Here is a 13,585-nt window from a genome sequence, read left to right on the forward strand (position 1 = left end):
CACAATTTAAGAAAGAAAGTTGCCTGAGAAGGACAACTTTTTATTTTTTTACTAAAGAATATGAATAGATAAAAATTAAAAATCCGACTCACTTTTTGTTGTGAGACGGATTCATTTTTTTTGAAATCTTAGCATTTATGGCTTCATTTTGGTTGAAGTGAAAACTGTGATGACCAAACGTACATACCGCGCCGACTTAGATCTTTTAACTGCAAAAGAACTGAAACTTCTTGATGAAGCCTGCACAGCCATTGAAAAATTTGTCAAGAAATCTCCCGAAATCAATAATCAAAATCTTGCCACAAGGGATGCACACGCCACCAGTTATGCTTTTGTAAAAGGAAGTTTCCAACTTGATGATGATTTTGAGGAGAAAGAAATATTTCCGGCAAAAAATTTAGATTGTCTCATTCGGATTTCGAATGCCCATATGAAAATTGTCAGGCAAGACAGAACTGTGCCTGCGTACGGATTTTCGGTGAAATTGAGTGAAAAGGACACCACGATTGCAAATTTTCCCTTGGTCAATTTTCCGCTTTTTCCCATCGTGGATGTCAGCCGTTTCCTCCAATTATTCATCTCGATAAACAATTATTTCTCTGAAGCTGCTTTCCAAAAATTTTGGAATTTGTTCAAGATCCTTCAAAGTTTCCTGTATATTATTCCTGATACTCTTAATGTTTCCTTTCAAAATCAAGTGATAAGATTTTTGAGACAGTGGAGAAATTTTATTTTATCATTTGATTATCATTCTATTGGCGTGTACAGACTGGGCGACGCTTTGGTAAAACTTCGCTTGGTTCCAATCCATATTCCCAAAAAATATCAAGATAATAAAATCGATCTTTCCATTGAGAGCTATCTGCGCGAGCACAAAATCTATGAAGCTGAATTGCAAGCCCAATATTGCTATGACGAAAAATATCAGCCGGTAAATTTTTTGAATAAAATGTGGAAAAAATCTGAATACGTGCCGGTTGGGAAAATCACCATCACAGAATTTTTGAATAAAAATGATCTCGCGCTGGAAGCTCTTTCCTTTAATCCGTTTGACAACATTGCAGCATTGCAGCCGGTAGGAAAGTTGCAAAAATTACGCGATGCTGCTTACAAAACGTCCTTAGAGACTAGGAACAAAATTAATAATAAAAGCTAAAAATGGACGAAAAAATACTCGGAATCATTGCCGGCGTTCTCACCTCCGTCGCGATGATGCCACAGCTGATAAAGGTTCTGCGCGAAAAAAAAGCTGAAGACGTTTCCATAGTAATGATGCTGGTGCTGATCATCGGTCTTTCACTTTGGGTTTGGTATGGTATTTTGACAGATGATCTTCCAATTATCCTTGCCAACGGCTTTTCTGTTCTGGTAAATCTTACGTTGTTGATTAGCTGTTTAATATTTAAACGCAAGACTTAAATCTCATAAATTTCCGAATCCGTAAACACAAAGTAAAGTCCTTTTTTAGGAATATTTTTGGTGTCTAAACCCGTAAACTCGCTGAAAGCTGGCAGTAGCAATTGCCTGGCAGTCAGTGCAAAACACGGCAGTTTTATTCTTTTCACAGAAGAATTAATCACAAATCCCGGATGAATATGCCCGGTAATCTGAAATTTTGGGTTGGAACGGTCAAAATCGTGCACAAAAGCAATGTCTCCGATTTCTAAGGAAGCACTGCGTGAATCCAAACATAATTTCTTCTCCAAAGTTTTCGAAATTCTGTCGTGATTGCCTTCTATCAGACAAAATTGGATGTCCGAATATTGATTTTTCCATTTACAGAATTTCTCTACATCCGAGTTATCGCCGGCATGCAGCAAATCTCCCACGATAATGAATTGTTTCGGCAGGAAATATTCAATAAGAATCGATAAACGTTCCAAATCGTTTTTCATAATATGACTCGCCAAAGCAATACCGTGCTTGCGAAAATGCGCCGTTTTCCCGATATGCAAATCTGAAAATATCAACGCCTTTTCCTTTTCCCAAAATAAGGCCCGTTGATTGGTTAGAGTGAAAATTTCGTTTTGAATAGTTATATCTTTTGTAGCAATGTTCATTTTAAAATTAATAATTTGATTTAATTAATAAGATTACAAATCAATTTTATCATTAATTCTTTTTCGTTAGGATTACTTTGAGCGACAAGCAAAGCCAAAGCTGTTAAAGCATTATCATTAATTTTGCTTTCGCCGTTATTTTTCAAAAGATGTTTGTTTTTTTTCAGAAACCAAACGAATAGGAATGCACCAATTCTTTTGTTTCCATCAGAAAAGGGATGATTTTTTATGACGAAATAGAGTAGATGAGAAGCTTGCTCTTCAATCGTTGGATACAAATAATTGCCATCAAAAGTCTGAATCACAGATCTTAAAATTCCTGAGAATGTCTGGTCTTTTTGATTTCCAAATAGTTCCGTCGCTTCCTTTTTTTGAATTAATTGATTCTTAAGTTCGTTGATTGCGAACAAGGCTTCATTATAGTCAATTTCATAAGTGATATTTTCTTCTAAATATTTTAATTCCAGTCTGTTACTGTCAAATTGATTGAGGAGAATGAAACTTTTTGTGTAGATAGCGAGAATATTTAAAAGACCTTTTGCCTCATTATTTTGAATTTCGTTTTTAGAAATGATTTCAATTAATTGATTGAGTTCTTCCAGCCTATTTTGATTTAAAGAATAACCTTGAATCAAATATTCCTTCAGACGATTGGTTGCCCAAATCCTAAACTGTGTTCCTTGAACGGAATTGACACGATAACCAATCGAGATTATGGCATCGAGGTTGTAAAACTCTACCTGATAAATTTTTCCGTCTTGGGCAGTTGTTGCATTTTTTGCAACAACTGAATTTTTATCCAATTCTTTAGTACTAAAAATGTTCTTTAAGTGTCTGGAAATTACAGATTTATCACGTCCAAACAGTTCAGAAATTTGATTTAGAGAAAGCCAAACGGTTTCGGCATCAAATTTTACTTGGATTTGAGTTTCGCCGTTGGAAGACTGATAAAGTTCAATAATGCTCACATTTCAAAGATAATGAAATTTGAAATTACATCTTACGTGACTGCTGAATCAATTTCTGAATTCTCGCATCTAGATTCTCACTCGTCAATGTCTGCCTCAAACTATCAACTTTTATAGGGAAACTCAATGGTGTAAATGAATTGGCAAATTTCAGGATAATTTTAGATTTTTCTATTCGCGCAAAAGCTTCTACCAATCGCTGTTCCTGTAGTTGCATATTAAAAACTTCGGTGTAAGCCTGCCTCACGAGAAAATGATTGGGATCATAATCTTCCAGAACTTTGAAAATCAATCCTGCCGAACTTTGCAACGCTTTATTGGAACGTTGCTGTCCGGGAAAATTCTGAACCACCATTCCGGAAATCACGGCAATATCTCTGAATTTTCGCCGAGCCATTTCTGCAGAATTGATACTCGAAATCACATCAATCATCAGATTATGTCTGCTCAGAATTTGATGTAAATTATCCTCATTCAGCGGAATTTCTTTGTCGCTGAACAGTTCAAAACCATAATCGTTCATCGCCATCGAAAAGGAAATAGGAGACAATTTTGAAATCCGATAGGCAATCAAAGCGGCCATCACTTCGTGTACCAATCGCCCTTCGAAGGGATACATAAACAGATGATAACCTTCACGATTCTTAATCAATTCCAGCAAAAATTCGTCCTCTTTTGGGATGTGCGACCGCTCTTCTTGATTCGCCAAAAGCGGATGCAGAAATTTCAGCTCCTGCTCAGAAGCTTTGGGATTGAGCGCTCCCGACAATTTTTCTCTCAAAAAATGGCCGAGATTGGAACTCAGCGGCAACCTGCCTCCCAAATAACTTGGCGCGAAAGCTTTTCCCTTGGACAATCGCACGTAGACGGTCATATCTTTAACCATCGCCACTTCCAAAACCCGACCGGCCAAAATGAATTTTTCATCTTTTTTAAGTCTCGAAATAAAATATTCCTCAACCATTCCAATGTAACCGCCGGAAAGGAATTTCACTTTCAGCATCGCATCACTGACGATGGCGCCCATATTCATACGGTGCAGCATTGCAATTTTTCGGGAGGTCACTTGGTGCAAACCGTCTTCCATCACGACAACTTTTTGATATTCGGCATAGTTTTTCAACGCACTTCCGCCAATCGTGAGAAAATCGATCATCGCTTTCCATTCTTCATCGCGGATCTCCTGAAAAGTATAGACTTTCTTGATTCTTTCAAAGACTTCATCCGGATAAAAACCATCGCCAACCGCCAATGTCATCAGAAATTGAATCAACACATCAAAGCACAAAACTTGCGGTTCGCGGGGCTCTACAACTTTTTGTTTTACCGCTTCTTTCAAGGCTGCAACTTCTATCAGCTCCAAAGAATGGGTCGGAATGCAGTAGATTTTCGAGGTTTCAAAAGGGGAGTGGCCGCTTCGCCCGGCGCGTTGCAAAAATCTCGCAACGCCTTTCGCAGAGCCGATTTGAATCACGGTGTCCACGGGTTTAAAATCAATTCCCAAATCCAAAGATGAGGTGGAAACCACGACTTTCAGTTTTCCAGAACTTAAGTTTTCTTCAATCCAAATTCTCAGATGCGCATCAATCGAACTATGGTGAATAGCGATTTGTCCGGCAAAATCGGGATGCGCATTCAGCAGCAGCTGGTACCACATTTCGCTTTGACTTCTAGTATTGGTAAAAACGATGGTCGATTTGGATTCCAGAATGATCGGAACCACTTTATCCGCTAATTTCTGCCCAAGATGTCCGGCCCAAGGCAAAATTTCAACTTCATCCGGAAAAACCGAAATGATATCGATTTTTTTGTGTTCCTTGGCGGTAATTTTTGTTTTTTTAATGTCGTATGGAATTAAAACTTCCAGCGCTTCATCGAGGTTTCCGATAGTTGCCGTAATTCCCCAGATTTTGAGTTTCGGAACATAATGTAAAAGTTGAGAAATTCCCAATTCTACCATCACACCGCGCTTGGAACCCAACAACTCGTGCCATTCATCAACGGCAACACAATGCATATTTGAAAAAAAATGCCGATGATTTTTTTGAGCCAAGAGCAAATGCAAACTTTCGGGCGTGACCACAAGAATCTCCGGCATATTTTTGACCTGTTGCTGCCGTACTTTCGGGTCGGTGTCGCCATTTCTTACGCCGACTTCCCAATCCAGACCAATCTCGTCAATGGCTTCCTGCATTGCCTTAGCGATGTCTTTTGAAAGTGAACGCAACGGCGTAATCCAAATCATTTTCAGCCCTTTTTTGTATTTGTCGGGATAGGTCAGAAAATCCGAAATCAAAGCTAAAAATACCGAAAAGGTTTTCCCAAAGCCGGTCGGTGCCACCACCATTCCGCTGTAGCCACTGCCAAATTTCTTCCAAGTATCAACCTGAAATTTGAATGGCGAATTCCCTTTTTCCATCATCCAGTTTTGAATGATTTTAAAGCCTTCGGTATTTTCGTAGTTGCTCATTATTTTAACACATAACATTTACCACAAAAGTCACAAAAGAAAAGTTTTAGTTATGACTTTTTAAAGTTCAAAAAAGGAAAATGCTTATTTTTACTTCATATTTTTTACCACAAAATTCACAAACAAAGTTTTGATTATAACTTTTTTGAACTTCTGAATTTGATAATCAAAAAACAAGAAGCTTTTGTGACTTTTGTGGTTTAAATCAAAATCTACTGTATCAGTTTCTTAATCTCTTCAATATCATCAATATCATTCACGGTTTTGTCTTTTCTCCATCTTAAAATCCTTGGGAAACGCAGTGCCACACCGCTCTTGTGACGGTTGCTGAAACCAATTCCTTCAAATGCAATTTCGAAAACCAATTCCGGTTTCACGGTACGAACAGGGCCAAATTTCTCAATCGCATTTTTATTCACAAACCGGCTGATTTCCATAATTTCTTTATCGGTCAATCCGGAATAAGCTTTGGCAATGGTAACCAAACCGTCACCACTTTTAACGGCAAAACTGTAGTCGGTGTAGTAGGCGCTCCGTCTTCCGCTGCCTTTTTGAGCATAAATGAGAACGGCGTCAATCGTTAACGGATTGATTTTCCATTTCCACCAATCGCCTTTTTTTCGGCCTGAATGATAATGCGAATTTTTCTGCTTCAGCATCAATCCTTCACTGTTGATTTCCCTGGAATTTTCTCGAATTGAATCTAATTGGCTCCAGTCATCAAAATCAATGGCCGGAGAAATTTTGATATTTTCAGGCGTTTCATTCAGCAATAATTCCTCGAGCATCGCTCTTCTGGCTGAAATGGGTTTTTCCCGTAAATCATTTCCTTCTAGTTCCAAAATATCATACGCAAATACTTCAATCGGAATTTCGGAAAGCATTTTTTTACTTAAAGTTTTGCGGTTCAAACGTTTTTGTAATTCATTAAAATTCAAAACTTTACTTTCCTTTACTGCAAGTATTTCTCCATCTATTACAAAATTGCCCTTCATCGATTTTACGATATTTTCAATTTCGGGAAACTGTTCCGTCACCAATTCTTCTCCTCGAGACCAGATGAACACTTCGTCATTTCGCCTTATAATTTGTCCGCGGATTCCGTCCCACTTGTATTCGACGAGCCATTCGGCGGGTTTTCCCAAATCTTCCAAATTTTTTTCTAAAGGGTAAGCAAGGCAAAAAGGGTATGGTTTTGAATTGTCGGGGTTGATATTTTCTCCAGAAATCAGTTCTTGAAATGAAGCCTCGTGCGGTTGCCATTTTCCCATCAAACTATGCATTAGAGTGCTGGCTTCTTGTCCTGAAAATTTCATCAAAGAATTAATCAAAGTTTTGCTGGAGACGCCAATTCTGAAACTTCCGCCCAATAATTTATTGAAAATCAATCGTTCGGTATAGTCCAAACCATTCCAAGAATGGAGTACGTATTCTTTTTTTTCGGCTTCGGTTTTCGTTTTTAATCCGATGATTTCGTTCATCCATTCGGATAAAGTTTTTTCTATTTTTTCTTTTGGTGGCGGAAGAATCAGCGATAAAGTTTCACCTAAGTCGCCTACTGAGGAATAGCTTTCCAAAAACAGCCAAAAAGGCAATCGGGTAATTTCCAATGCCCATTCTTTCATAAGATTGGTGTTCACATTTCGTCTGGGTCTTTTGCCCGTAAACAGAGCGATAAACCATAGCCTGTCATCATCCGGCGCCCGCTCCAAATAGTCGACGATGGCCCCAATTTTAGCATTGGTTTTGTTGCTGCTCTCGAGGGCGTTGATGAGCTCTGCAAACTGTCTCATACTTCAGAATCTTCTATGGTTTCTTTTTCCACGATTTCTTCATCATCCTCGCCGTACGAGGTCTCTACAACATCAGATTTTATCCCGATTTCGTTTAAATATTTAGAAAAAACCTCCGTTTGTCCGTGCGTCACGTGAACGATTTCGGCTTCTGTACCTTTGATGACCTGTAGCAAGCCTTTCCAGTCGGCGTGATCGCTCATCGGAAATCCCGCATCGGCGCTTCGCCATCTTCTGGCACCGCGAACTTGCATCCATCCGGAACAGATTGCGGTTGCCGCATCCGGAATTTTTTTAATGACATTGCTATCCAACAAAGCAGGCGGAACAATCACAATGTCGCCGGCAATTTGCTTAATGCTTTCTCGGAAATCGGGAACTTCATAATCGGGAAGTACAATTCCGGCCTCTTCAAAAGCTTTGTTGAGTTTGGCAATAGAGTAGTGAACGTGGATCTTTCCCATCCCTTCGATGGCTTTCATAATCCGTTGCGCTTTCCCCAAAGAATACCCGATGAAAACCGACGTTTTTTGATTTTCCTGATTCCTTAAAACCCAATTCTGAAGTTTTTTATTCAAATCCGAAATTTCCAGCCAATTGTAAATCGGCAATCCGAACGTGCTTTCTGTCACAAATTCATGGCATTTCACCAGTTCAAAAGGGGAACTCAAACCATCCTCCTGAACTTTGTAATCTCCTGAGACCACGCTCACATAGCCCTTATATTCCAAACGAACCTGAGCGGACCCAATAATATGACCGGCCGGATGCATCGAAAGTTTGACGCCATTAATGACCAAAACTTCGCCATAATGCAAAGTCTGGCATTCAATATCGGGAGCAATTCTTTGAAGTAAAATAGGTTTCGTAAAATGATGGCAAAGGTATTTCTTCATTCCCCATCGTGCGTGATCGGCGTGTCCGTGCGTAATCACCGCATAATCTACCGGCCGCCACGGATCGATATAAAAATTCCCTTGCGGACAGTAGATTCCTTTGTTTGTAAATGTAATAAGTTTCAATTGGCGCTGGTTGTAATTTTATCCGTTGACGATTTCGCCGCCGTTCGGATGAAGCACTTGACCACTGATAAAACTCGAATCTTGACTTGCTAAGAAAAGAAAACTAGGAGCCACTTCGTTGGGCATCCCCGCCCGCTTCATAGGAGAATCACTTCCGAATTCCGAATTCTTTTTGGACTCGAAGGATGAAGCAATCAGGGGAGTCCAGATGGGACCCGGCGCCACAGCATTGACACGGATACCCTTGTCCATAAGATTGGTAGACAAACTTCTCGTAAAGGAAACAATGGCGCCTTTCGTGGCAGCATAATCAATCAGTTCTGGACTTCCTCTGTAGGCTGTGACCGATGCGGTATTGATGATGCAACTGCCCTTTTTCAGATGTTTTAACGCATATTTAGTCGTCCAGAAATAGGAAAAGAAATTATTTTGAAAGACTCTTACCAATTGGTCGGTTGATATGTCTTCTATCGATTTTGCTTCCCAATGCAGGGCGGCATTATTGACTAGAATATCAATTTTGCCAAAGCTTGCAATGGTCTGATCGATGACTTTTTTGCATTGATTTTCTTTGGAAAGATCTGCTTTGATTATTTTGCATTTTACATTGTAAGACTCGACCTTATTTTTGGTTTCTTTGGCATCTTCGGTTGCGCTGAGATAGGCGATGACTACGTTTGCACCTTCCTTTGCGAAAAGCAGCGCTACCGCCTTTCCGATTCCGCTGTCTCCGCCTGTGATGATGGCTACCTTATTTTTTAATTTTCCGCCGTCAGGATATTCGATAGGATCCGTGTCGGGTATCGGATTCATTTTTTTTTCCAAGCCGGGGCGTTGCTGCTGTTGTGGAGGTCTTATTTTCTCCTTGTTTTGTTTTTGCATTTTGTGCTACTTTGAATTAGCAATTACAAATAATGTGCTAAACCCTTTCTGCGGATTACGGAATGGAAATTGTAAAACTTTTGATGATGGAATGTTTATTGTTAAGAAAATTTGATAAGTACTCTAATCGCTAAGGATAGAATATAAAAATTCGTTTATGAGAGCAATTTGGAACGGTGCCGTTGGATTCGGACTGGTTAATATTCCCATTAAACTGTATTCGGCAACAGATTCCAGTACATTAGATTTGGATATGCTAGACAGCAAGGATTTGAGCAATATCAAGTTTAAAAGAATCAACGAGAAAACCGGCAAAGAAGTGGTCTGGGAAAACATCGTCCGCGGTTACAAGATAGAAGACAAATACATCGTCCTGGATGACGATGATTTCGCGGCAGCGAGTCCTGAAAAGTCAAAAATTCTTAGCATTTCGCAATTTGTGAAGGAGGACGAGATCGACCCGGCACTTTTTGAAACACCATATTATCTGGAACCGCAGAAAAATGGCGAAGCCGCCTATAAACTACTGTTAAAAGCCTTGATTAAAACCAAAATGGCAGGCATCGGTTCATTTATACTTCGAGACAGAGAATTGCTTTGTCTGATACGCCCTTACGAGGAGAAAATTCTGATGGTCAACAGAATGCGCTATCCCGAAGAGATGAGAAGCTATGAAGATCTCAAAATACCTGCGGGAAGTCCGCCTAAACCCGAGGAGCTCAAAATGGCGGAAGCCCTGATCAAATCGTTAGCGAGCCCGTTCGATCCGTCTAAATATAAAGACACTTATAACGGTGATTTGCTAAAAATCATCGAGCAAAAAGCGAAAGGCAAAAAGGTAAAACTACCTGAAACAAAAGAGCCGGAAGGCAAAGCCACCGATCTAATGGCAATGCTGAAAGCCAGTCTGGAAAAAGGAAAAAAGAAAGCGGGATAAAATCATTAATAATTTTCAATTAATAATTACGAAATGGCACTTGAAGATTACCATAAAAAAAGAAATTTCGAAGAAACATCCGAGCCCAGCGGAAAGGAGAAGGCGAGTGGGAAAAAATTGAGATTTGTGGTTCAGCGGCACGCCGCAACCAGATTGCATTATGATTTTCGTTTGGAAATGGATGGCGTGCTGAAGAGCTGGGCCGTCCCGAAAGGGCCTTCTATGAATCCTGCAGACAAGCGTCTGGCAATGATGGTGGAAGATCATCCGTACGATTACAGAACCTTCGAAGGATCTATCCCCGAAGTAAATTACGGTGCCGGCGAAGTAGAAATCTGGGACGAAGGAACCTATGAACCGATTGAAAAGGTAAAAGGAAAAACAGATGATCTCGTGATGCGTGCCGAATTGCACCAAAATTCTCTCAAATTCATCCTGCATGGCAAAAAACTCAAAGGAGAATTTGCCTTAGTAAAAATCAAAAATCCAAAAGATGATAATGCCTGGTTGCTCATCAAGCATAAAGACGATTTTGCCGTTTCTGAAGAATATGACGCGGAAAATCATACTTCCAAAAATTCAAAAGTAACGGCTTATCTCAACAAAAAAGAAAGTAAAAAAAAAACGCCGCCTCCGAAAGCGTAAAGCATTTTAAAAATTATACTCCGGCACTTTCGGGAGAACGAAAACTGCCCGAATTCATAAAACCGATGCTTTGCAAGACGACCGATAAAGCCTTCGACGATCCGGAGTGGGCATTCGAAATCAAATGGGACGGATACAGAGCAATTGCCGACTTGCGCCACGAAGAAATGCGATTGTATTCCAGAAACGGTCTCGACTTTTCTCAAAAATTTAAAAAAATAACCCAAGCACTTAAGATTCAAGAGCATGAGATGGTTTTGGACGGCGAAATTGTTGCTTATGACGATAAAGGGAAACCCAATTTCCAATGGCTGCAACAGATTGGAGACAATCCCAATCTGGTTTTGATCTATCAAGTGTTTGATCTGCTTTGGCTTAATGGTCATTCTACCGAAGAACTCAGCTATCTTCAGCGGAGAGAATTACTAAAAGAGGCTCTGATTCAAAATGAAATCATCCAATTCTCCGATCATATTCTGGAAAATGGCAAAGAGTTTTTCAACGCCGCGACCGAAATGGGGCTGGAAGGAATTGTGGCCAAAAAAACAGACAGCATCTACAAAGAAAACCTCCGCAGTTCCGATTGGCTCAAAATCAAGAATAATCAGACCGATGAAGCCATCATCTGTGGCTTTACTGAACCGAAAGGCTCCAGAAGCAAATTCGGATCCCTCATACTCGGTAAATATCTTGGTGGAGAAATCGTGTTTTGCGGTCACACCGGCACGGGCTTCGATGACCAAAGGCTTACAGAGCTTCACGCCCTGATGAAACCCTTGATTACTGATAAATCCGCTTTTAAAATTACGCCGAAAACCAATGCAAAAGCGACGTGGATAAAACCAGAACTGGTGGCAGAAATCAAATTTACCGAAATTACGAAGGACCATATTTACCGTCATCCGGTTTTCCTGCGACTTCGTGATGATGTGAAGCCTGAAGATGTAGAATTCAATTCCGAAAACCAAGAAAAAATAGAAATCGTGAAAACATCAGAACCCAAAAAAAGAACATCCAAAAACGATGTCATTAAAAAAATAGGAAAACAGGAACTGAAACTGACCAACAGAAACAAGATTTATTTCCCGAAAGATGAGGTCAGCAAAGGCGATGTCATCGATTATTATCAAAGTATTTCAAAATATATCTTGCCCCATCTGAAGGACCGTCCGCAATCTATGAACCGATTTCCCAACGGAATCAATGGTTTGAGTTTCTATCAAAAAGATGCGGCCGACGAGACTCCGGAATGGATAAAAATAGAAAAAGTATTTTCGGAAAGTAGCGATAAGTACATCAATTATATCATCTGCAATGATAAAGAGACGATGGCGTATCTCAACAATCTGGGCTGTATCGAGCTGAATGTCTGGACGAGCCGCTTGCCCACAGCCGATTTTCCGGATTATCTCGTTTTGGATTTGGATCCGTCGGAAAAAAACAGTTTCCAAGATGTGGTCGAGACGGCTCACGCAGTGAAAGAAGTTTTGGATTTGGCGGAAATCGGCGGTATTCCCAAAACCTCGGGAAGCACCGGAATTCATATTTATATCCCGATGGGCGCAAAGTACAGCTACGATCAGGTCAAAGATTTTGGGCATTTATTAATGCAAATCGTGCAGCAGAAATTGCCCGATTTGACCACTTTAGAACGCAGTCTTCAGAAGCGGGATAAGAATAAAATCTATCTGGATTATTTGCAGAACAGGCGTGGACAGACCTTGGCAAGTGTTTACAGCCTGCGTCCCAAGGACGGCGCGCCGGTATCGATGCCTTTAGAGTGGTCCGAAGTTGGAGCCGGGCTAAAACCGACGGATTTCAATATTCATAATGCTTTGAATCGGTTGAAAGAAAAGGGTGACCTCTTCAAACCCGTGCTGGGCAAAGGAGTCGATATGCTGAAGGCGATTGAAAAATTGGAAAGCTAAATTTATTGTAAAAATAATCCCATTCAGGTTTTGCTGAATGGGATTTTAATAGATGGTGGTTACGCTCGGATATCCGTTTTTTCACGGAGCTGTAGCAACCATTTTTAGTGATAATTAATATTTCCGCCTGCTATTTTTTGATCATTTTTTGATTTTGGCTTACCGTAAATATCGATTACGCCGCCAGCTCTTGTAGTAGCATTCACAGAATCGGTCGCGTTTACAGAGGCTTCTCCGCCTGCGTTGGTGGTGATGGTTGTAATTTTGGTCACAAGATTTTTTCCTTGATATTTTCCGCCGGTATTGACCACGATGGTTTGAGAATCAGCATTACCCGCCAATTTCATAATTCCTCCTGTATTTATCTTCCCATCGATAACGGCAGCATTGACATTCAAATTGATTTCAGAACCTTCATTGGAAGTCAGATCCAGTTTGGAAGCTTTTACAACGTCGGAAGACCAGATTTTGGAACCTTGGCTGGCTTGGATATCGCTGATATCTTTGTAATAAAGAAGTATTTTCACGGCATCGCCTTGGAGAAGTTTCGATGGTTTCATGCGAACTTTCAGTTCGTTTTCGGTGCTTACGAATTCCACATCATCCGCCATTTTACCGCTAACTACTGCTTTGTAAGAATCTGAAGGTACCAGCTGTACCGGAATTTTGTCAAAGACTTTTAGTTGTGTAAATGCAGAAACTTCTTTGGTTTGAGCAAAGGAAAACTGCGACATCAACAATGCTGTGGCAGCCATAATAATATTTTTCATAATTTTTAGTGATTGTTTAAAACACAGTATCCTTTACAAATGTGAAACCAATTTCGGTTAAGGAAACGTTAAAATGCAAATAGTGCGAAAATCTTTGGATTTTCCTAATC

Annotated in this window: 12 protein-coding genes; 5 read left to right on the forward strand and 7 right to left on the reverse strand. The window is 40.1% G+C overall.

Annotated features, from left to right (window positions below; genetic code table 11):
* The first annotated feature begins 169 nt into the window (after nucleotides 1-169).
* Nucleotides 170-1,156, forward strand: a complete 987-nt coding sequence (locus tag DTW91_RS06755; RefSeq protein ID WP_125202628.1) for a catalase — start codon at nucleotides 170-172, stop codon at nucleotides 1,154-1,156.
* Nucleotides 1,157-1,158: 2 nt separating this feature from the next.
* Nucleotides 1,159-1,419, forward strand: a complete 261-nt coding sequence (locus DTW91_RS06760) for a SemiSWEET transporter (protein WP_125202629.1) — start codon at nucleotides 1,159-1,161, stop codon at nucleotides 1,417-1,419.
* Here DTW91_RS06760 and pdeM read toward each other — a convergent pair.
* From pdeM to DTW91_RS06790, 6 genes are all read right to left on the reverse strand, one after another.
* Nucleotides 1,416-2,060 (reverse strand): ligase-associated DNA damage response endonuclease PdeM, encoded by a 645-nt coding sequence (gene pdeM / locus DTW91_RS06765; protein ID WP_125202630.1) that lies wholly within the window; start codon nucleotides 2,058-2,060, stop codon nucleotides 1,416-1,418. The genes DTW91_RS06760 and pdeM overlap by 4 nt on opposite strands.
* 20 nt (nucleotides 2,061-2,080) lie before the next feature.
* A complete protein-coding gene (rhuM, locus tag DTW91_RS06770; RefSeq protein ID WP_125202631.1) occupies nucleotides 2,081-3,028 on the reverse strand; it encodes a virulence protein RhuM/Fic/DOC family protein in 948 nt (315 codons plus the stop codon).
* Nucleotides 3,029-3,053: 25 nt separating this feature from the next.
* The gene (locus DTW91_RS06775; protein ID WP_125202632.1) at nucleotides 3,054-5,498 is read right to left on the reverse strand and encodes a ligase-associated DNA damage response DEXH box helicase; all 2,445 of its coding nucleotides are present in this window, start codon (nucleotides 5,496-5,498) and stop codon (nucleotides 3,054-3,056) included.
* 212 nt (nucleotides 5,499-5,710) lie between these two features.
* On the reverse strand, nucleotides 5,711-7,291 hold the full coding sequence (locus tag DTW91_RS06780) for an ATP-dependent DNA ligase (RefSeq protein WP_125202633.1): 1,581 nt from the start codon (nucleotides 7,289-7,291) through the stop codon (nucleotides 5,711-5,713).
* Nucleotides 7,288-8,313 carry a ligase-associated DNA damage response exonuclease gene (locus DTW91_RS06785; RefSeq protein WP_125202634.1) on the reverse strand — a complete coding sequence of 342 codons (1,026 nt, stop codon included), beginning with the start codon at nucleotides 8,311-8,313 and terminating at the stop codon, nucleotides 7,288-7,290. Before DTW91_RS06785 ends, DTW91_RS06780 begins: the two co-directional genes overlap by 4 nt.
* A gap of 18 nt (nucleotides 8,314-8,331) precedes the next feature.
* A complete protein-coding gene (locus DTW91_RS06790; protein ID WP_125202635.1) occupies nucleotides 8,332-9,195 on the reverse strand; it encodes an SDR family oxidoreductase in 864 nt (287 codons plus the stop codon).
* Between the two features lie 157 nt (nucleotides 9,196-9,352).
* On the opposite strand from DTW91_RS06790, the gene DTW91_RS06795 reads away from it, so the two are divergent.
* From DTW91_RS06795 to ligD, 3 genes are all read left to right on the forward strand, one after another.
* A complete protein-coding gene (locus DTW91_RS06795) occupies nucleotides 9,353-10,132 on the forward strand; it encodes a Ku protein (RefSeq protein ID WP_125202636.1) in 780 nt (259 codons plus the stop codon).
* A gap of 33 nt (nucleotides 10,133-10,165) precedes the next feature.
* Nucleotides 10,166-10,777, forward strand: a complete 612-nt coding sequence (locus DTW91_RS06800; protein ID WP_125202637.1) for a DNA polymerase ligase N-terminal domain-containing protein — start codon at nucleotides 10,166-10,168, stop codon at nucleotides 10,775-10,777.
* Between the two features lie 65 nt (nucleotides 10,778-10,842).
* Entirely contained in the window at nucleotides 10,843-12,705 is a 1,863-nt protein-coding gene (gene ligD, locus DTW91_RS06805; protein WP_125202638.1) for a DNA ligase D, read from the forward strand.
* Nucleotides 12,706-12,809: 104 nt separating this feature from the next.
* On the opposite strand, the gene DTW91_RS06810 is transcribed toward ligD, so the two are convergent.
* Complete coding sequence (locus DTW91_RS06810; protein WP_125202639.1) at nucleotides 12,810-13,475, reverse strand: head GIN domain-containing protein; 666 nt, start codon at nucleotides 13,473-13,475, stop codon at nucleotides 12,810-12,812.
* Between the last annotated feature and the right edge of the window lie 110 nt (nucleotides 13,476-13,585).

The organism is Chryseobacterium sp. SC28 (assembly GCF_003932955.1).
GTDB lineage: Bacteria > Bacteroidota > Bacteroidia > Flavobacteriales > Weeksellaceae > Epilithonimonas.

Excerpts from the sequence above, each read along its gene's own strand:
- DTW91_RS06780 (WP_125202633.1), bottom strand. The coding sequence starts at position 7,291 with ATGAGACAGTTTGCAGAGCTCATCAACGCCCTCGAGAGCAGCAACAAA.
- DTW91_RS06790 (WP_125202635.1), bottom strand. The coding sequence starts at position 9,195 with ATGCAAAAACAAAACAAGGAGAAAATAAGACCTCCACAACAGCAGCAA.
- ligD (WP_125202638.1), top strand. The coding sequence starts at position 10,843 with ATGCTTTGCAAGACGACCGATAAAGCCTTCGACGATCCGGAGTGGGCA.
- DTW91_RS06795 (WP_125202636.1), top strand. The coding sequence starts at position 9,353 with ATGAGAGCAATTTGGAACGGTGCCGTTGGATTCGGACTGGTTAATATT.
- DTW91_RS06775 (WP_125202632.1), bottom strand. The coding sequence starts at position 5,498 with ATGAGCAACTACGAAAATACCGAAGGCTTTAAAATCATTCAAAACTGG.
- DTW91_RS06800 (WP_125202637.1), top strand. The coding sequence starts at position 10,166 with ATGGCACTTGAAGATTACCATAAAAAAAGAAATTTCGAAGAAACATCC.
- pdeM (WP_125202630.1), bottom strand. The coding sequence starts at position 2,060 with ATGAACATTGCTACAAAAGATATAACTATTCAAAACGAAATTTTCACT.
- DTW91_RS06760 (WP_125202629.1), top strand. The coding sequence starts at position 1,159 with ATGGACGAAAAAATACTCGGAATCATTGCCGGCGTTCTCACCTCCGTC.
- DTW91_RS06755 (WP_125202628.1), top strand. The coding sequence starts at position 170 with ATGACCAAACGTACATACCGCGCCGACTTAGATCTTTTAACTGCAAAA.
- DTW91_RS06810 (WP_125202639.1), bottom strand. The coding sequence starts at position 13,475 with ATGAAAAATATTATTATGGCTGCCACAGCATTGTTGATGTCGCAGTTT.